Here is a 19,386-nt window from a genome sequence, read left to right on the forward strand (position 1 = left end):
TAGGCTTGTGCGGTGCCATTTCGGCTGGTACTTTTGGCGCAGTTTAGATTAATTCTAAAAAGCCGTTGGGAGCTCCCCTTCGGTATTCTGCCGCCAACTTACTATGACGCACACCTTCACCACCGGACTGGTCAGCTCTCTTAAAGCGTTTGCTGCCCTGCTTCTTCTGCTTGTTACCGCTCTGCTTCCCAACTCGCTGCTGGCGCAAACCAACGGCATCATTCGGGGCACCGTGCGCACCGCTGATGCCCAGCCCGCCGAGCAGATAAACGTAGCCTTGGAAGGCACTGCCCGCGGCACTGCCACCGATGCCCAGGGCGCCTATGTTCTCCGAGGGGTAGTGCCCGGTAGCTACACCCTGGTGATTTCGCTGCTGGGCTACGAGCCGAAGCGGGTGCCGGTAGAAGTGAAAGCTGCCGAAACCACCCGGGTAGCGGAAGTAGTGCTGGCCGAAAGTGCTCAGCAGTTGCGCGAGGTAGTTGTGAGCGGCAACCGCACCAATAAGTTTGCCCGCAAGCAGTCGATGGACGTAAACAAGATGCCACTCGATAACCTGGAAAACCCGCAGGTATACGCCACCGTGGGCAAGGAATTGCTGACGGAACAACTGGTGTTTTCGGTGGATGATGCCACCCGCAACGCCCCAGGTCTGCAGAAGATGTGGGATGCTACTGGCCGCGGCGGCGACGGCGGTGCCTTTTATGCCGCGCGGGGCTTCGTTACGCAAAGTCAGCTGCGCAACGGCGTAGCCGGCAACGTGACCGGCAACATTGATGCGGTCAACCTGGAGAAGCTGGAAGTTATCAAAGGCCCCTCGGCTACCTTGTTCGGATCGGCGCTGACCTCGTACGGCGGCCTGCTGAACCGTGTTACGAAGAAGCCTACGGACACTTTCGGCGGCGAAATTAATGTGGCAGCCGGTTCCTACGGCTTCCACCGCGTGAGTGCCGACGTGAACTTGGTGGATCAGAGCACCCCCGCCGACCAGCCCAAGACCCTAGGCTTCCGTTTAAACACGGCGTACACGTACGAAGACAACTTCCAGAATAAGGGCTACACGGGCTTCAACAAGAACTTAGCCGTGGCACCCAGCCTGCAGTGGCGCCCCACCGACCGGCTGACGGTCAACGTGGATGCAGAAATTTATAACGGCCGCGGTACGGGCAACCAGTTTATCTTCTTCTACTTCCCGTCGGCTACGCTGGGCTTCGACCGGGCCGATAAGTCGCCGTTCGATTACCGCCAGTCGTATCAGGGGCCAGGGCTGATTCAGGAGTCGCGCAGCACCAACCTTTTTGGGCAGGTACGCTATACTATTTCGCCCAGCTTCACGGCTACCACCTACCTGACCAGCAGCAACAGCTACTCGGACGGCAACTCGGCGTACTTCTACCTAACGCCTTCTACCCCAGGCTTCCGCCTCCGCCACCCCGAACTGCCCGAAGCCGACAACTACCTGGTTCGGGCCGACCAATCGACCGACAACAGCCGGCGGCAGCTGTGGGAAGCGCAGCAGTTGTTCAACGGCGACTTTCAAGTAGGCAGCTTGCGCAACCGTGTGGTGCTGGGCCTGGATTTCCTGCGCGTCGACTCGGATATCAATTTCATCGGGGGTAACGCCGATACCGTGGCCTTGTCCTCGCCTCGGCCCGTGCTGGACCAATTCAACGGGACCAACATGAATGCCGTGTACGCCCGCGGCGGCGGTGGGCGCTACCTGGTTACTACTAAGTCGAATACCTATAGTGCCTTTGTATCGGATGTACTGAACCTGACGGAGCAACTGAGCGTGCTGGCCGCCCTGCGCGTAGACCACGTCAACAACACCGGCGGGCTGTTTTACTCGCCCGTGGCGGCGTATAAGCAGACTACTTTTTCGCCGAAATTCGGGATGGTGTATCAGCCGGTGAAAGACCGGGTGAGTGTGTTTGCCAACTACCAGAACAGCTTCAACAACCTGGGTATTTACCTGGCCGAGGACGGCCGCCGCCCGCTGGCCCGGCCAGAGCGGGCCAACCAGTGGGAAGGTGGGGTGAAGCTGGATGCCGCAGCCGGCCGCCTCAGCGCCACGGTGAGCTACTACGACATACGGGTGCAGGACCGGCTGCGGCTGCTGGGCTACGCGCCCACCACCTTCGAAGCCATCAATGCCCAGGATGCCACCCAGCGCAGCAAGGGGGTAGAAGTTAGTGTTATTGCCAACCCCGTGAGCGGCCTGAATGTAGTCGGGGGCTTCTCCTACAACGACTCGAAGTTTGAGGACTCGCCTGAGGACGTGAACGGCCGCCGGCCCAACACCGCTTCTTCGCCCTACCTGGCCAACGTTTGGGTAAGCTACCGGCAGGCTGAGGGCGCGCTGCGTGGCCTGGGCGCGGGCTTTGGCGGCAACTATGCCAGTGAAAACCGCGTGCTGAACACGAACACCAACGTGTTTACCCTGCCCAGCTACACGGTGCTCAACGCCAGTATCTTCTACGACCAGCCTAAATACCGCATTTCAGCCAAGGTGGACAACCTCACCGATAAGCAGTACTGGACGGGTTACACCACCATGAATGCGCAGAGGCTGCGCAGCGTTGTGGGCAGCATTGCCTATAAGTTTTAAGCTCAAGTAGTACGCCCGCCTTGGGAGCAGCCTGCGGTGCTGGGTTGCTCCGAAGGCGGGCTGAGCCTTGGCACTAACCGGCCGGAGGCAATGTTAGCTTCGTTTCTACTCCTTCGCTATGACCCCATTCAAGAAAGCTGTTGGCAAGCTGCACCTCTGGCTCGGGCTGGCATCGGGGCTGGTGGTGTTTATTGTGAGCATCACCGGGGCCATCTTCACGTTTCAGGACGACATCCGGGACCTGACGGAGCCCTGGCGCAAGGTGGCCGTGCAGGCTACGGCACCCGTGCTGCCCTCGCGCCTGCAGGCCGCGGCCCTGGCCGGCCAGACAGATGCTACGGCCGCAGATACTTGGGTAACGTACTTCGGCCCTGACCGCTCCGCCACCGTTTTCTACACGGCCAAAGATGGGGCCCTGATGCTCGTTTATCTGAATCCCTACACGGGGCAGGTGCTGCACAAGCAGGACCTGCGTACGCACTTTTTTACCATCATTCAGGAAATCCACATGCACCTGCTCCTGCCCGAGGCGGTGGCCAAGTGGGTGGTGGGTGGCGGTGTTTCCATTTTCGTGGTGATGCTGCTCACCGGCCTGGTGCTGTGGTGGCCCAAGCGCCAGCAGGAGCGCAAGCAGCGTTTCACCATTAAGTGGGGTGCCCGGTGGCGGCGCGTCAACTACGACCTGCACAACGTGCTGGGCTTTTACGCGGCCAGCATTGGGCTGGTGCTGGCGTTGTCCGGCTTGTTCATGATTTTCCCTTGGATGCTCAAGCCGATTGTGTTGGTGGTGGATGGGGGCAAGCCGGCTCCGCCGGAGATTATGGAAACCAAGCTCGACACCCTGCAAACCGTAACGGCGGCCGCCCAGCCTCTCCCCGACATCGTGTACCGCAACGTGCGCCGCCTTTCGCCCACCCACGAGATGGTCCTCATCGGGCCCACCGGCACGGGCAAAGCCCCCGCGTACTGCTGGACCTATCAGAAAGCCCTGCACTATTACCACCGCGACGAATACGCCTTCCACCCCTTATCGGGCCAGTTGCTGGAGTCGCGTTTCCACGCCCGCAAAAGCGCCGGCACCAAGTTCGCCGATATGAACTACGACCTGCATACTGGCCAGATTCTAGGCTTTGGGGGCAAACTGGTAGCCTTCCTGGCCAGCCTGATTTCGGCCAGCCTGCCCGTGACGGGCACCATCGTGTGGTGGGGGCGCCGTAGCAAAACCCGGCAGAAAAACCGGCAATTAGTAGCCGGCTAAAACCCAAACGGCCCCAACCATGCTGCTGGTTGGGGCCGTTTGCTTTCAAATCAAACTAGTACGCTAGGCGTTGTACATCTTCTCGTAGTACTCCTGCGCCATCCGGCCCGACTCAAACGTGGGCTCTACCTCACGCATGGCGTTTTTCTGGATTTCGAGGAACCGCTCGGGCTGGCCGTAGTAGATAGGCAGGATTTCCTGCTCCAGCACGTCCAGGATGCCGGTGGCTTCGAGGTCGTCCTTCACGTGCTCAGGCTCGTTGATGTTGGCCAGGGGAATGAGGAAGCCGTTTTCGCCCTCACGCACAAACTCCGGAATCCAGCCATCGGCAATGCTCAGGCTTACGCAGCCGTTCATGGCGGCCGTCATGCCGCTGGTGCCCGAGGCCTCCCGCGGGAAGCGCGGGGTGTTCAGCCAGATGTCGGAGCCCTTTTTCAACGCCGCCGACAACGCCAGCTCGTAGCCCGTGAGGACCGCGCAGTTCTTAAAGCCCCGGGTTTTCTGGATGATGTCGTTGAACATGCCGATAGCACCGTAGTCCTTGGGGTAGGGCTTGCCGGCCCAGATAACCTGCACGGGTCGTTCGGTATTGGTTACCAGCTTCACAAACCGCTCGAAATGGCGCAGAATAAGGTCGGCGCGCTTGTAGCCGGCAAAGCGGCGGGCCCACACAATGGTCAGCACCTCGGGGTCGAAGATGTTGCCCGTCTGGTCGGCCACGATGTCGAACAGCTCCTTTTTCAGCTCCCGCTTACGCTGGCGCAGGGCCGCATCATCGTTGGCTTCCAGGGCCTTGTGGAGCTGGGCATCGCGCCAGTAGGTGCCGTTTTGGGAGTTGGTAATGTAGGTGATGGGGCAGATGCCGGGGTTGGAGCCCCACATCTGGTTGGCTACATCCCCGTGCACCCGGGAAACGCCGTTGGCAATGCGCGCCATCCGCAGGGCCGTGAGCGTGTAGTTTAGCCGGTCGTTTTCTACGCCCACCAGCTGCCGCACTTCGCTGCCTGAAATCTTCCCAAAGAAGGTCATGTCTTCGAGCAGGCGCATGGGCTGCTCCTCGTTGCCAGCCAGCTCGGGCGTGTGGGTGGTGAAAACCAGCCGCTTTTGCACCTCCGCCAGCTGGCGGCCGTGCTTTTCGTAGAGGTAAAATGCCAGGGGCAAGCCGTGGCCCTCGTTGAGGTGGTACACCTCTACCTGGTGGCCGAGCAGGTCGAGCAGGGTGCCGCCGCCGGTACCCAGCACCATGCTTTGCGCTACCCGGGCGGCCTGGTCGGCGTCGTAGAGGCGGTGGGTGATGGTACGGGAGATGTAGTCGTTTTCGGGAATATCGGTGGTGAGGAAGAACATGGGCGCCGTGCCGAACACCTCCGGGGCCAGGTACAGGGCCTTCACTTTAACCTCGGCGCCGTGAATGGTGATGGGAAACACCAAGCCGGTGTCCTGCAAGAAAGAGTAGGCTTTGTGGCGGTAGTCCACGCGCATGGTCTGGTCTTCGTTGCGCGTCTGGTCGTAGTAGCCATCCGACCACAAGATGCCGATGCCGACCAGGTTCTGACGCAGCTCGTAGGCCGAGCGCATGTGGGAGCCGGCCAGAAATCCCAGGCCGCCGGAGTAGGTTTTGAGCGCCTGATCAAGCGCGAATTCCATGGAGAAATAGGCCGCGGCGGTGCTGTACTCGGCCGCAGGCTGGTAGAAGGAGAACGTGAAAGCCATCAGGAAGTTGGAAGGGGAAAAGGCAGAAAAAGCGCGGAACTCTATGCAGCCGGGAAGGTGCAAAATTCCGGGGAGAAGATACAGTGCCAGCGGCATTTCCACGCTATACGCCGGGTTTCTGTACGTTCGGCCCGGCCCAACCGATGCGAGTTTCCCGGTTTTTTATAACAATACCTTAATATTACCATGCGGCAAACGCTGGTTCTACCCCGCTAGCTTTGCCGACTCTCTTACTTCTCTTTTTTCACCACCCCAACCTTTCCTTCATGCACATTGCCCGTTTGCTTACCGCCAGCCTACTCGGCGTGGCCTTCGCCTGCACGTCCATTCAGGACCCCGCCCCCCAAGCCCCAGTAGCCGCCGCTGCCGCCCAAAACATCAGTGCCACCGGCTTTCCCGAAACCTTTGAGAGTGGGGTTAAAACCGCCTACACTACCGGCTCCGTCACGCTCGGCTCGGGCTCCTGGACGCTGAACGACGCCCTGCTCGGCAACACCACCGCCGACCGTAAAACCGGCACGCAGTCGGTGCGGGTGCGCAACGTGGGCTCCCTGAGCATGAACTTCAACACCACCGCCGGCGCGGGCGTCATCACGGTGCAGCACGCCGTGTACGGCACCGATGGCAGCTCGCAGTGGGAGCTGTGGGCCAGCACCAACGGCGGCTCCTCCTACGCCAAAGTGGGTAGCACCATCACCACCAGCAGCACCAGCCTCGGCACGGCTTCCTTCACGGCTAACCTCACGGGCAACGTGCGCCTGCAGATCCGCAAGACTTCGGGCGGCACCAACCGCATCAACATCGATAACGTGACCATCGAGCAGTACGGCGGCACCACCACACCGCCCCCCACTGGTACGGCCAAGAAATTCCTGTTCGATGGTTCGCACGGGGAGCTGGCTGGCAACGCCGACTGGGTGCTGGACGTGAACAGCGGGGTGGCGTCGTCCATACCTACGCCAGCCCAGAGCGGCATCACCAGCACCACGTCCGAAACCTACTGGACGGGCGCCATCTCGGCCTGGGGCGTGGCCCTGGTAAAGCGCGGCCACACCGTGGAGCAGCTGCCGGCCGGGGGGCGCATCACCTACGGCGACGCCACCAATACCCAGGATCTGAGCAAGTACAGCGTGTTTGTGGTGGATGAGCCCAACGTGGTGTTCACGGCCGCTGAGAAAACGGCCATCCTGCGCTACGTGCAGAACGGCGGTGGCCTGTTCATGATTTCCGACCACATCATTTCCGACCGCAACAACGACGGCTGGGACTCCCCCGAAATCTGGAACGACCTGATGCAGAACAACTCGGTACAGGCAAACCCCTTCGGCTTCTCGGTGAACTCCGACAATATCGTGGAGAACAGCAGCAACGCGCTGGTGAGCAGCACCAACCCCATCATGAACGGGGCTCTGGGCACGGTGTCGCAGCTGTCCTTCCACAACGGGGCTACCATGACACTGAGCCCCACTGCCAACTCTACCGTGCAGGGCCTGATCTGGCGCGTGGGTGTAGCCCAGGGCAATAGCAGCGTAATGGCCGCCAGCAGCACCTTCGGGACCGGCCGCGTGGTCATCATCGGCGACTCGTCTCCCGCCGACGACGGCACCGGCTCGCCCGGCAACACCGTGTACGACGGCTGGAACGAGAACGTAAGCCACGCCCGCCTGCATCTGAATGCCTCGCTCTGGCTGGCTAAGCTCTAGGAGAATAACTGCTTAGTTGAAATAAGAACCCCTGGTAGCCAGCTGCCAGGGGTTTTTTGTGCCTGGCCAAAGAGTGAGGTAGCGGAAATGCTTGAGCAGGTAATGACAATTAGCTACGGCTACAGCAGAAGTTCACCGCAAAGTTGGCCAGCCAGGCGGCCTGTGAGCAGGCCCTCTGGGAGGTAGCCACAGTAGTGGCTATAGTCGCGTTGTCCAAGGACATTTAGTATCTGCCGGCAAGCAATGAAACGAGCCAATCCTGGCAGAAGACACTGATGCTACCCGATTCGCTGCCCAGGCGAAAGTAACTCCTCACTTTCCCAGCGAAAGCCGCTTGCTTAGCGAATAGGATTTAACCCCGGCCAACGCCCGCGCCCCGCAAGTGGCGCGGGCGTTTCGGTATGACGGTTTTAGGCCTCTAAAGCGAAATTTCGCCGTTTTTTCAGCTTCAGGAATTGCGTCGGCGTTTTTGGATACTGGCAATTGAGCCAATATCTTGCCACTCATCCCACCGCTGAAATCCCCTATGACAGGCTCTTCTTTGTTCTTCGGGGCGCTTAGTCGGGGCCTTGCCAACCAACCGCCACGCTTCCGCCTGCTGCCCTACAAGGCCTGAGCCATAGAATTGAACAAGCAAACAGGCACCTAAGAACGTGAAAGCCTGGTTTCAAAGGTGGCTACCTGCTGCCCCCGAACATCCGCCAGGCTTCTAAGATCTTAACGCCCAAGTACTCCCAATATGCCCAACCTACAAGCCTGCATTTTCGACCTCGATGGCGTCATCGTGGATACTGCCAAGTTTCACTACCAGGCCTGGAAAACGCTGGCCCACGGCCTGGGCTTCGATTTCACGGAGCACGACAACGAGCGGCTAAAGGGCGTGAGCCGCATGCGGTCCTTGGAAATCATTCTCGAAATCGGCCAGCAAACGTTACCGGAAGACCAGAAGCTGGCCTTGGCCACGCGCAAAAATGAAGCATACCTGGAAGACGTGCACCGCATGACCGAGGCCGATGTGCTGCCCGGGGTGCGCCGCTTCCTGGAAGAGTGCCGCGCCGCCGGCCTGAAAACCGCCCTGGGTTCCGCTTCCAAAAACGCCCGCCTCATCCTCGACCGGGTAAACCTGCTGCCCCTCTTCGACGCCATTGTGGATGGCACCGACGTGGCCAATGCCAAGCCTGACCCCGAGGTGTTTCTGAAAGGGGCGGAGGCCCTGGGCGTGGAGCCGGCTCACTGTGTGGTGTTCGAAGACGCCGTAGCCGGCCTCGAAGCGGCCCGCAACGGCGGCATGCACTGTGTTGGTGTCGGGGATGTAACTATCTTAGCAGAAGCCGATTTTGTGATTCCCGGCTTTGAAGATATGACGGTAGCGCGCCTCCACGAATTAGAAGTCTGCCACTAGCCCCTTCCACTGAAAACTCTCCCCTTACTTTCCCTTATCCAATGAAAGATTACATCAAAATAGACGAGTGGCGGATTATTGAAGAAGGCTTCGATCCGCACCTCAACAAAGTGTCTGAAAGCATTTTCTCGTTGGGCAACGGGCGGATGGGGCAGCGCGCCAACTTCGAGGAGCAGTACTCAGGGCCTTCCCTGCAGGGTAACTACGTGGCCGGTGTGTACTACCCCGATAAAACCCGCGTGGGCTGGTGGAAAAATGGCTACCCCGACTACTTTGCCAAAGTGCTGAACGCCGCCAACTGGATTGGCATCGGCGTAGAAATCGATGGTACGGAAATCGACCTGGCCAAGCTGCCCGTAGAGGATTTCCGCCGCGAGCTGAACATGCGCGAAGGCTACCTGCTGCGCACCTGCACCGTGGTGCTGGAAGAAGGCCGCAAGCTGAAAATCGAGGCTAAGCGCTTCTGCAGTATCGTGGATGATGAAGTAGGGGCCATCCGCTACGCCATTACGCCCCTGGGCTTCTCGGGCAAAGCCACGCTCACGCCCTACATCGATTTCGATGTTAAAAACCAGGATGCCAACTACGATGAGAAGTTCTGGGAAGAAGTAAGCCGCGAAATGGAAGACCAGGCTGCCTACGTGACGGCCCGCACCCGCAAAACGGGCTTCGACGTGTGCACCGGCATGACCTTCGCCCTCACCCAGGCCGGCACGACGGTTACGCCCCGCACCATTCCCATCGAGAGCGAGAAATACACGGCCCACATCTTCACGGTGAGCATTCTGGATGGGGAAGAAACCGTGCTGACGAAGTTTGCCGCCAACATTTCCTCCGAAAACCACGACCGCAGCCTGCTGCAGGAAGTGTGTCAGCGCGCCGTGGAGCAGGCCCACACCAAGGGCTTCGACAAGATGCTGGAAGAGCAGGCCGCGGCCTGGGCTGCCAAGTGGGCCGAGAGTGACATCATCATCGAAGGCGACGCGGCCGCCCAGCAGGCTATTCGCTTCAACATCTTCCAGCTCAACCAGACCTACACCGGCGAAGACCCGCGCCTGAACATCGGGCCCAAGGGCTTTACGGGGGAAAAATACGGCGGCAGCACCTACTGGGACACCGAGGCGTACTGCCTGCCCTTCTACCTAGCCACCGCCGACCCGCAGGTGGGCCGCAACCTGCTGCTGTACCGCTACAAGCAGCTGGGCAAAGCCATTGAAAACGCGCAGAAGCTGGGCTTCACGGATGGGGCCGCGCTCTACCCCATGGTGACCATGAACGGGGAGGAGTGCCACAACGAGTGGGAAATTACCTTCGAAGAAGTGCACCGCAATGGCGCCATTGCCCACGCCATCTACGACTACGTGCGCTACACCGGCGACGAAAGCTACCTGGCCGACTACGGCGTGGACGTGCTGGTGGCCATTTCGCGGTTCTGGGCCCAGCGCGTGAACTTCTCCGAGGAGAAAGGCCAGTACGTGATGCTGGGCGTAACCGGCCCCAACGAGTACGAAAACAACATCAATAACAACTGGTACACCAGCACCATTGCCCTCTGGACGCTGAACTACACGCTGGAAGTACTGGAGAAGATTAAAGCTGAAAACCCGGCCCGCTACGCCGTGCTCGACATGGAGCTGGGCCTGGATGAAACCCGGGAGTTTGGCACCTGGCGGGCCATCATCGGCAATATGTTCCTGCCCGAGGACCCCAAGCGCGGCATCAAGCTGCAGCAGGAAGGCTACCTCGACAAAGAACAGATTCTGGTAAAAGACCTGCCTGCCTCCGAGCGGCCCCTCAACCAGAAGTGGAGCTGGGACCGGATTCTGCGCTCCTGCTTTATCAAGCAGGCCGATGTGCTGCAGGGCATGTTCCTGCTTGAAGATCAGTTCGACATCGACACCATCCGCCGCAACTTCGAGTTCTACGAGCCGCGCACCGTGCACGAGTCGTCTCTTTCGCCGTGCGTGCACGCCGTACTGGCGGCCCGCCTGGGCATGGAGGAGAAGGCCTACGAGATGTACCTGCGCACCGCCCGCCTCGACCTCGACGACTACAACAACGACACCGAAGATGGCTGCCACACCACCAGTATGGCGGGCACTTGGATGGCGGTAGTACAGGGTTTTGGTGGCATGCGCGTGCGCGACGGGCAGCTCCACTTCCGCCCCATGCTGCCGGCCAAATGGTCGGGCTTCAGCTTCCGTATCCGCTTCCGGGGCGCTGTGGTGAAGGTGCACGTGGGCCGCGACGGGGTGCACATTGAGGCCGATAAGCCGCTGACTGTGTTCGTAAACGACGAGCCCGTGGCCGTAGGGCAAACCTCGGTGACGGAGCTGGTAAGCTAACTAGCCGCCGCCCGGCAGCCCTGGTGGTTGCCGGGCGGCTACTTAGGCTCGTTGCCCGGCCGGTATGATTTGCGTACGTTAAACTAAACGACCTAGCTATGACAGATCTGACCAACCAGGTAGCCATTGTAACCGGCGCAAGCCGGGGCATCGGGCGCGCCATCACGTTGCTGCTGGCTATGCAGGGAGTGCGCGTAGTCGCCCTCGCCCGCGGGGCCGAGGAGCTGGACGATGTAGCGCAGTCGGGGCAGATTTTGCCTTTGGCAGCTACCGTCACCGATGAGGCCGATGCCCAGCAGGCCGTAGACATTGCCTTACAGCATTTTGGCCGGCTGGATATCGTGGTGTGCAACGCTGGTGTGGGGTCGTTTAACCTGCTGGAAAACATTGCCGCCACCGACTGGGACCAGATGTTTGACGTGAACGTGAAAGGCACCTTTCTGCTGTGCAAAGCGGCCGTGCCCCACTTCAAGGCACAGAAGCGCGGCCACATCGTGGGTATTACCTCCGACGTGGCCCGCCGCACCTTCGAGCATGGCACCGCCTACGGAGCCAGCAAGTACGCCCAGGATGCCCTGCTGGGCTCGTTGCGCAAGGAAGTGCGGCCGTTTGGCGTCAAAGTCAGCACCATTTACCCCGGCTTGGTTGATACCTACTTCAACAACTCCCGGCCCGGTAGTGCTGAGGCCGAAGCCACCCACCTGCGCCCGGCCGAGGTGGCTCAGGCCGTGCGCTACGTGCTGGAAGCCCCAGCCCATGTGGTGATAGATGAGCTCATGCTTCACCCGCTTAGCCAGGAGTGGTAGGATGGGAGGAAGACTGCATGGGAACCCGGCATTAGCGCCTTCGGTTTGGCAGCCATGCCCCTCTGTGTAGGTTCGCTGAATCGACCACTAAAAATACCGCCTCTAACCGGCAACTGCCTATCTTAGGCCACCCTATGAAGAAGTTCCTGCCGGCTGCCGGCGTTTTCCTGGCATTAGCCTCTTTTCAATCTGTTTCTCCGGCCGATCCGGCCCGTGCTGTGTCTACCGTTTCTTTCTCTGACCCCAATACCACCGACGAAGTCCCGCAGGACAACAAGATCATCATCTACCAGATGATGACGCGCCTGTTCGGGAACAAGTCCACCACCAACAAGCCCCACGGCACCATTGCCGAGAACGGGGTAGGCAAGTTCAACGACATCAACAGCACGGCCCTGCAGGCTATTAAGCAGCTGGGCGCTACGCACGTGTGGTACACCGGGGTGCTGGAGCACGCCACCATGACGGACTACACCAAGGAAGGCATTCCGCTGGACGATGCCGACGTGGTGAAAGGACGCGCCGGCTCGCCCTACGCCATCAAGGACTACTACGACGTGTCGCCGGACCTAGCGGTGAACGTGAAAAACCGCATGCTGGAGTTTGAGGGTTTGGTGAAGCGTACCCACGCCAACGGCCTCAAGGTCATCATCGACTTCATTCCCAACCACGTAGCCCGCACCTATAAGTCGGACGCCAAGCCCCTGGGCGTGGTGGACCTGGGCGAGCGGGACGACAAGACGAAGGCCTTTGCACCCAACAACAACTTCTACTACCTGCCCGGCCAAAGCCTGGTAGTGCCGAAAGCCAACAACCCCTTGGGCGCGGCCCAGGGCCCGAAGGAAGATGGCAAGTTTGCGGAAACACCCGCCAAGGTGACCGGCAACGACGTTTTCTCGGCCACGCCCAGCATCGACGACTGGTTTGAAACCATCAAGCTCAACTACGGGGTCGACTACCAGAACCACCGCCAGCTCCACTTCGAGCAGGTACCCGATACCTGGGTGAAGATGCGCGACATTCTGGTGTACTGGGCCAAGAAAGACGTGGACGGCTTCCGGTGCGACATGGTGGAAATGACGCCCGTGGAGTTCTGGGCCTGGGTGATTCCGGAAGTGAAGAAGGTGAAGCCGGACATCCTGTTCATGGCCGAAGCCTACAATCCCAAGGAGTACAAGACCTACCTCGAAAAAGGCCACTTCGACTACCTCTACGACAAAGTAGGCCTCTACGACGGGCTGCGCCGCCTCATGCGGGGCGAGGGCAATACCGAAGACATTTCCCGCGTGTGGCGCGAGGAAAGTCGCGGCTTCTCCTCCCACATGCTGCGCTTCCTGGAAAACCACGACGAGCAGCGCATTGCCTCCAAAGACTTTGCCGGCGACCCCCGCACCGCTATTCCGGCCATGACGGTAACTGCCACCTTGGCCTCGGGCCCCGTGATGGTGTACTTTGGCCAGGAAGTAGGGGAGCCCGCCCACGGCGCGGAGGGCTTCTCGGGCGAGGACGGCCGCACCACCATCTTCGACTACTGGGGCGTGCCCTTTCACCAGCGCTGGGTGAATGGCGGCAAGTTCGACGGGGGCAAGCTCGACGAGGGCCAGAAGGAGCTGCGCAGCTTCTATGCCCGCCTGCTTAACCTGACCGGCTCCAGCGACGCCATCCGGCGCGGCAAGTTCTACGAGCTGCAGGACGCCAACAACCTGGGCCGCGAGTACGACCAGAAGCAGGTGTACAGCTACCTGCGCTACACCGATAAGCAGAAGCTGCTGATTGTGGTCAACTTCAGCCGCGACAAAACCCTGCATCCTACCCTGCGCATCCCGGTCGAAGCTCAGGCAGCTATGGGCCTCGACCCCAACCGTGTGTACACCTACACCGACCTGCTCAACAACACCCCCGCCGTTACGTCGCTGGCCCTCACGCTGGCCCCGCTCAGCGCCCACGTGTTCGAGATTCAGCCGCGCAAATAGACCGGCCTTTTCTATTCTCTGATCTTCCCCTTTATTCTCCCACGCACAAGCGAATGGCAACGACCGTAGCGCCCGTCAGTACCCGCGAAAAACCCCGGCTGAGCTTCTGGCAAATCTGGAACATGAGCTTCGGCTTCCTCGGCATTCAGTTTGGCTTCGAGCTGCAGAACTCCAACGTTAGCCGGATTTTTGAAACCCTGGGCGCGAACAAAGATGACATTCCAATTCTGTGGATTGCGGCCCCGCTTACCGGTCTGCTGGTGCAGCCCATCATTGGCTATTTCTCCGACCGCACCTGGCATCCGTTCTGGGGCCGACGGCGGCCCTACTTCTTCATTGGTGCTATTCTGGCCACGCTGGCGCTGTTTGTGATGCCAAACTCCTCGGCACTGTGGATGGCCGGTGGCATGCTCTGGATTCTGGATGCCAGCATCAACATCTCCATGGAGCCTTTCCGCGCTTTTGTGGGCGACAAACTATCGAGCGAGCAGCGGACAAGCGGCTTCGCCATGCAGAGCTTCTTTATCGGGGTGGGGTCGGTTATTGCGGCCCTGCTACCCTGGGTGTTCACCAACTGGTTTCACCTGAGTAATACGGCCGCCAACGGGGAAATCCCGCCTTCGGTGAAATGGTCGTTCTACGTGGGGGCCCTGGCCTTCCTGGCCGCGGTGATGTACACGGTGTTTACCACCAAGGAGTTTCCGCCGGAAGACATGGAGGAGTTCCGCAAGGAAAACGCCCAGGCCGGCATCTGGGACGGCATGAAGGAATCCTTCCTGGGAATATTCCGCATGCCCGTAGCCATGCGCCAGCTGGCCCTAGTGCAGTTCTTTACCTGGTTTGCGCTCTTCTCCATGTGGATTTACGCAACCAACGCCGTCACGAGCAACATCTACAACATGCGGGTGACGACGCCCCTCTACCAGCGCATTACCAGTTACATTGCTACGGCCGCCCAGCAGGAAACGGATGCGAAAAAAAGCAAAACGCTGGCTTCCCTGCAGAAAGACATTGATGAAATCAACCAGTTTCAGGCCGGCAACCCTGACAAAACCCTCACCCTGAACCTGGCCAACTACTACCTCGACAGTGCCAAGCCCACGGGCGCGGATGCGGTGGATCTGAAGCGGGTAAAGCAGCAGTATAACGATGGCGCCGACTGGCTGAGTTTGGCCTCTTCGGTACGCAACGGGGTGGCCGCCATCTTCGCGTTTATCATTCCGCTGATTGCCAGCCGCACCAGCCGGCGCCGCACCCACATGCTGTGCCTGCTCACGGGCGGGGTAGGGCTGTTATCATTGAAGTTTATTCAGAACCCCGACCTGATCATGGTTTCTATGGCCATGGTGGGCGTGGCCTGGGCCAGTATCCTGTCTATGCCCTACGCTATTCTGGCCGGCTCCCTGCCCGCCAACAAAATGGGGTATTACATGGGCGTGTTCAACTTCTTCATTGTAATTCCGCAGATTGTGGCTGCTACCATCCTGGGCTATTGCACCATGCACTTCTTCCACGGCAATACCCTCAATACCCTGGCTCTGGGTGGCGCCTCCATGATTCTGGCCGGCGTGCTCACGCTGTGGGTGCGCGACGACGAGAACGGGGCCAAGGCCGCGCTGCTGCCCGCTGATGCTCCCGGCTACGATACGCCCACAGTAGTGGTGCCGCGTACCTGAGTATGCTCCTGCGCAAGTACAACGCCCCGTCGATGTCTGTTTCGGCGGGGCGTTGTGTGTTAATAGGAATAAGCAGGGCTTACGCCTGCAACCATTCCAATGCCGTATGCTCTTCCGTAAAAATGCGGAAGGCCACCGCCGTACGCACGGCGGCAGGAATATCGGGCTCCAACTCCGCGAGGCGGCCCAGGATAGTAGGCGCGTTGTTGGGCGTGACGAGGTAAGCAATGCGGTGCTCGGCCCCGGCAACGCCCTGCGCCAGCCGCGCCCGTACGTCGTGCACAATCCAGGCGAAATCCGCGGGGTCGGCCAGGCTGCGGCGGCGCAGGTCGATAAGCCAGCGGCCGGCCTGCTCCTGCCGGGCCAGCTCCAGGGTTTGGTCATAAGCCGCCCGCAGCTCCTGCGAAGTGGTTTGCCGCGTCCAGCGCAAAAACAGTACGCGCAGATCGGGGCGGTAAGCCAGGTCCATGTACGCGGGAGAGAGGTTGCTCATGCAAGGAGAGGACGTAAGAGTTGGGGCCGCGTCATCAAGGAGTGTGCCCGAATAGAAAAAGAGGGGCGCCGCCGGGAAAAAGTAGCGCCAATTCTGTTTTTCCGGGGCACCAGCATCCCACCGCCGAGGCCTTCGGGCCAGGGGCTGCCAGAAAGCCCGACCGTAAAACCAAATTCAATGCAAAAATGGCAGCCAGCCCCGGAAAAAATTAGGGCAATGCGTGGCGCTCAGCCAACCTCGGCACGCGTGGTGTGTCTGTTGTGCTTACATTCACCCCATCCATTCTCTTACCTCTTCCCCTTCGTATGAAGCTAAAACAGTTAGGCTTGCTCGGGCTAAGCGTGGCGCTGGCCATGCCGGCCGCTCTGGCTCAGCAAAAAACCGCTCCCAAAACCACGACCACCAAAGCCACCGGTGGCACGCGCCTGGTGGAAAAAGTAACCGCCAAGCCCGGGGAAGTGGTTATTCCCTACGAGAAGTACGTGCTGCCCAACGGCCTCACGCTGGTCGTGCACGAAGACCACTCCGACCCCATTGTGCACGTAGATGTGACCTACCACGTGGGCTCGGCCCGCGAAACCATCGGCAAGTCGGGTTTTGCCCACTTCTTCGAGCACATGATGTTCCAGGGCTCCGACAACGTGGGCGACGAGCAGCACTTCAAGCTGGTATCGGCCGCCGGGGGCACGCTCAACGGCTCCACCAACCGCGACCGGACCAACTACTTCGAAACCCTGCCCAACAACCAACTGGAAACGGCCCTGTGGCTGGAAGCCGACCGCATGGGCTTTCTGCTGGATGCTGTAACGCAGACCAAGTTTGAAAACCAGCGCTCCACCGTGAAAAACGAGCGGGGCCAGAACTACGACAACCGCCCCTACGGCCTGGCCGGCGAGATGGTGTCGAAGAACCTGTACCCCTACGGTCACCCCTACAGCTGGATGACGATTGGCTACCTCGAAGATCTGGACCGCTCCGACGTAAACGACCTCAAAAACTTCTTCCTGCGCTGGTATGGCCCCAACAATGCTACCCTGACGGTGGGCGGCGACGTGAAGCCCGCCGAGGTGGTAAAGCTGGCCGAGAAGTACTTTGGCTCCATCAAGCGCGGCCCGGCCGTGCAGAACATGAAGCTGCCCGCTCCCAAGCTCACCCAGGACCGCTACGTGAGCTACGAGGACAACGTGCGCTTTCCCATGCTGCGCATGGTGCTGCCCACCGTGCCCCGCTACCACCCCGACGAAACGGCCCTGGACGCCCTGGCCGAAATCCTGGGTGGCGGCAACAACTCCCTGCTCTACCAGAACCTGGTAAAAAATCAGAAAGCCATTCAGGCGAATGCCTCGCACCCCACGGCCGAGCTGGCCGGCGAGTTTTCCTTCACGGCCGTAGGCTTCCCCGGCAAAGGCCTCGACAGCCTGGAAATGGTGGTGCGCCGGTCTTTGACGGAGTTTGAGAAGCGCGGCGTAACCGACGAAGACCTCCAGCGCTTTAAAGCGACCCGCGAAGCCCAGATCATCGACGGCCTGGCCAGCGTGAGCGGGAAGGTGTCGGAGCTGGCCGCTGCCCAGACGTTTTCCGGCTCGCCCAACCGCATCACCCAGGACCTGAAAGAGCTGCGCGCCCTCACCAAAGCCGACGTGCTGCGTGTGTACAACCAGTACCTCAAAGGCAAAAAGGCCGTCATCCTGAGCGTGGTGCCCAAAGGCAGCAAAAACCTCGTAGCCCGCGCCGACAACTACACCATTTCCAAGGACGGCTTTACCATGCCCAAGGACGAGTACGCGGGCCTTACCTACGTGAAGCCCACCGATACCTTCGACCGCAAGCAGCAGCCCAAAGCGGGTACCAACCCCGTGGTGCAGGTGCCCGCCTTCTGGCAGCAGACGATGCCCAACGGGCTGAAGGTAATCGGCTCCCGTAATGCCGAAATTCCGAAGGTGACCATGCAGCTCACCATTCCCGGCGGCCACCGCCTGGCCCAGCAGAACCCCGGCAAGGCCGGTCTGGCTGGTCTCACGGCGGCTATGCTGGGCGAAGGCTCGCAGAAATACACGCCCGAGCAGTTTAGCGCAGCCCTGGAAAAGCTGGGTAGCTCCATCGACGTAGTGGCCGGCGACGACAACACGACCATCTACGTGGAGTCGCTCACCAAAAATCTTGATGCCACGCTGGCCTTGCTGGAGGAAAGCCTGCTGCACCCTCGCTTTGACGCCCAGGATTTTGCCCGCGTGAAAAAGCAAACCCTGGAAGGCATTGCCAACCAGAACGTGCAGCCTGTGGCCATTGCCAACAACACCTTTGCTCGCCTGATTTACCCCAGCGGCGACATTATGCGTGTGCCCACCAGCGGCTCCGTGGCTACCGTGCAAGGCCTCACGCTGGATGATGTAAAGCAGTTCTACCAGCAAAACTACGCCCCCAACATCTCGAACCTGGTAGTGGTAGGCGACGTGGCCGAGGCGCAGGTACTGCCCAAGCTCAAGTTCCTGCAAACCTGGGCCAAGAAGGACGTGGCTCTGCCCGCCCCCGCGGCGGCAGCTATGCCCACCGAAAAGACGCGCATTTATTTCGTGAACAAGGACGGCGCTGCGCAGTCGGAAATCCGCATTGGCTACCTGGGCATGCCCTATGATGCTACCGGGGAGTACTACCGCGCCGGCCTGGCCAACTACCTGTTGGGGGGCGCCTTCAACTCGCGCATCAACCTGAACCTGCGCGAAGACAAAGGCTACACCTACGGGGCCCGCTCCGGCTTCCGGGGCAGCAAGTACGCCGGGCCATTCACGGCCCAGGCCGGCGTGCGTGCCGATGCCACGGCCGCCTCGGTGAAGGAGTTCATGAAAGAGCTGCAGAACTACCGCAACGGCATCTCGGACGAGGAGCTGCAGTTTGTGCAGGCCTCCATCGGGCAGAGTGACGCCCTGCGCTACGAAACCGGCCGGCAGAAAGCCGCTTTCCTGGGCCGCATTGTGGAGTATGACCTCGACAAAGGCTACGTGCAGCAGCAGAGCGACATCCTGCGCAACCTGAAGAAGGAAGACGTGCAGGCCCTGGCTCAGAAGTACCTGCCTACAGACAACATGTACATCGTGGTAGTCGGCGACCGGGCCAAGGCTTTCCCCGGCCTCAGCGAGCTGGGCTACGAAGTAGTGGAGCTGGACCTGGAAGGTAACCCCGTAGCTTCGGCCGCCCCGGCTGCCGCTCCCGCTGCTGCTCCTGCCGCCGCCCCGGCTGCCGACCCTTCGACCACCATCAAGAAGGCAAAAAGCAAAACCAAGGACGAAGACGGCAGCAAGAAAAAGCGCAAGCAGAAAGCCGACGAAAACAGCGAAAAAATCAAGGAGAAGAGCGAATAGTTAATCGGCCTTCCACTTATTTGACAGCCCGGTTCCGCGAAGGAACCGGGCTG

General features: G+C 60.2%; 11 protein-coding genes. 9 read left to right on the forward strand and 2 right to left on the reverse strand.

Translation table 11 applies throughout. The annotated features are described in order from the left end of the window. Positions 1–103 precede the first annotated feature (103 nt). Positions 104–2,605: a TonB-dependent receptor gene (locus HER32_RS10725; protein ID WP_168681868.1), complete on the forward strand. Its 2,502-nt coding sequence runs from the start codon at positions 104–106 to the stop codon at positions 2,603–2,605. A 118-nt stretch (positions 2,606–2,723) separates the two neighbouring features. Further along, complete coding sequence (locus HER32_RS10730) at positions 2,724–3,863, forward strand: PepSY-associated TM helix domain-containing protein (protein ID WP_168681869.1); 1,140 nt, start codon at positions 2,724–2,726, stop codon at positions 3,861–3,863. Positions 3,864–3,926: 63 nt separating this feature from the next. Here HER32_RS10730 and glgP read toward each other — a convergent pair whose 3' ends face one another. Continuing rightward, the gene (gene glgP / locus HER32_RS10735) at positions 3,927–5,576 is read right to left on the reverse strand and encodes an alpha-glucan family phosphorylase (RefSeq protein ID WP_168681870.1); all 1,650 of its coding nucleotides are present in this window, start codon (positions 5,574–5,576) and stop codon (positions 3,927–3,929) included. A gap of 266 nt (positions 5,577–5,842) precedes the next feature. Here glgP and HER32_RS10740 point away from each other — a divergent pair, with 266 nt between their 5' ends. The 6 genes from HER32_RS10740 to HER32_RS10765 all read left to right on the forward strand — a co-directional run bounded on the left by HER32_RS10740 (position 5,843) and on the right by HER32_RS10765 (position 15,481). Next, entirely contained in the window at positions 5,843–7,279 is a 1,437-nt protein-coding gene (locus HER32_RS10740; protein WP_168681871.1) for a hydrolase, read from the forward strand. 739 nt (positions 7,280–8,018) lie between these two features. After that, positions 8,019–8,681, forward strand: coding sequence for a beta-phosphoglucomutase (gene pgmB / locus HER32_RS10745; protein WP_168681872.1), 663 nt, complete (start codon positions 8,019–8,021; stop codon positions 8,679–8,681). Positions 8,682–8,722: 41 nt separating this feature from the next. Then, positions 8,723–11,026: a glycoside hydrolase family 65 protein gene (locus tag HER32_RS10750; protein WP_168681873.1), complete on the forward strand. Its 2,304-nt coding sequence runs from the start codon at positions 8,723–8,725 to the stop codon at positions 11,024–11,026. Positions 11,027–11,124: 98 nt separating this feature from the next. After that, entirely contained in the window at positions 11,125–11,832 is a 708-nt protein-coding gene (locus HER32_RS10755) for an SDR family oxidoreductase (RefSeq protein WP_168681874.1), read from the forward strand. Between the two features lie 134 nt (positions 11,833–11,966). Beyond that, a complete protein-coding gene (locus HER32_RS10760; RefSeq protein ID WP_168681875.1) occupies positions 11,967–13,805 on the forward strand; it encodes an alpha-amylase family glycosyl hydrolase in 1,839 nt (612 codons plus the stop codon). Positions 13,806–13,858: 53 nt separating this feature from the next. Continuing rightward, on the forward strand, positions 13,859–15,481 hold the full coding sequence (locus HER32_RS10765) for an MFS transporter (RefSeq protein WP_168681876.1): 1,623 nt from the start codon (positions 13,859–13,861) through the stop codon (positions 15,479–15,481). Positions 15,482–15,560: 79 nt separating this feature from the next. Here the strand turns inward: HER32_RS10765 and HER32_RS10770 are convergent, their stop codons facing one another. Next, positions 15,561–15,974: an STAS/SEC14 domain-containing protein gene (locus HER32_RS10770; RefSeq protein WP_149070201.1), complete on the reverse strand. Its 414-nt coding sequence runs from the start codon at positions 15,972–15,974 to the stop codon at positions 15,561–15,563. Positions 15,975–16,279: 305 nt separating this feature from the next. On the opposite strand from HER32_RS10770, the gene HER32_RS10775 reads away from it, so the two are divergent. Further along, complete coding sequence (locus HER32_RS10775; protein ID WP_168681877.1) at positions 16,280–19,333, forward strand: M16 family metallopeptidase; 3,054 nt, start codon at positions 16,280–16,282, stop codon at positions 19,331–19,333. Positions 19,334–19,386 lie beyond the last annotated feature (53 nt).

Origin of the sequence: Hymenobacter sp. BT18 (assembly GCF_012273015.1) — a bacterium.
Lineage (GTDB): Bacteria > Bacteroidota > Bacteroidia > Cytophagales > Hymenobacteraceae > Hymenobacter > Hymenobacter lutimineralis.

What these genes read in the sequence shown, in the direction of transcription:
- HER32_RS10755 (WP_168681874.1), top strand. Translation starts at nt 11,125, where the DNA reads ATGACAGATCTGACCAACCAGGTAGCCATTGTAACCGGCGCAAGCCGG.
- HER32_RS10750 (WP_168681873.1), top strand. Translation starts at nt 8,723, where the DNA reads ATGAAAGATTACATCAAAATAGACGAGTGGCGGATTATTGAAGAAGGC.
- glgP (WP_168681870.1), bottom strand. Translation starts at nt 5,576, where the DNA reads ATGGCTTTCACGTTCTCCTTCTACCAGCCTGCGGCCGAGTACAGCACC.
- HER32_RS10770 (WP_149070201.1), bottom strand. Translation starts at nt 15,974, where the DNA reads ATGAGCAACCTCTCTCCCGCGTACATGGACCTGGCTTACCGCCCCGAT.
- pgmB (WP_168681872.1), top strand. Translation starts at nt 8,019, where the DNA reads ATGCCCAACCTACAAGCCTGCATTTTCGACCTCGATGGCGTCATCGTG.
- HER32_RS10765 (WP_168681876.1), top strand. Translation starts at nt 13,859, where the DNA reads ATGGCAACGACCGTAGCGCCCGTCAGTACCCGCGAAAAACCCCGGCTG.
- HER32_RS10740 (WP_168681871.1), top strand. Translation starts at nt 5,843, where the DNA reads ATGCACATTGCCCGTTTGCTTACCGCCAGCCTACTCGGCGTGGCCTTC.
- HER32_RS10725 (WP_168681868.1), top strand. Translation starts at nt 104, where the DNA reads ATGACGCACACCTTCACCACCGGACTGGTCAGCTCTCTTAAAGCGTTT.
- HER32_RS10760 (WP_168681875.1), top strand. Translation starts at nt 11,967, where the DNA reads ATGAAGAAGTTCCTGCCGGCTGCCGGCGTTTTCCTGGCATTAGCCTCT.
- HER32_RS10775 (WP_168681877.1), top strand. Translation starts at nt 16,280, where the DNA reads ATGAAGCTAAAACAGTTAGGCTTGCTCGGGCTAAGCGTGGCGCTGGCC.
- HER32_RS10730 (WP_168681869.1), top strand. Translation starts at nt 2,724, where the DNA reads ATGACCCCATTCAAGAAAGCTGTTGGCAAGCTGCACCTCTGGCTCGGG.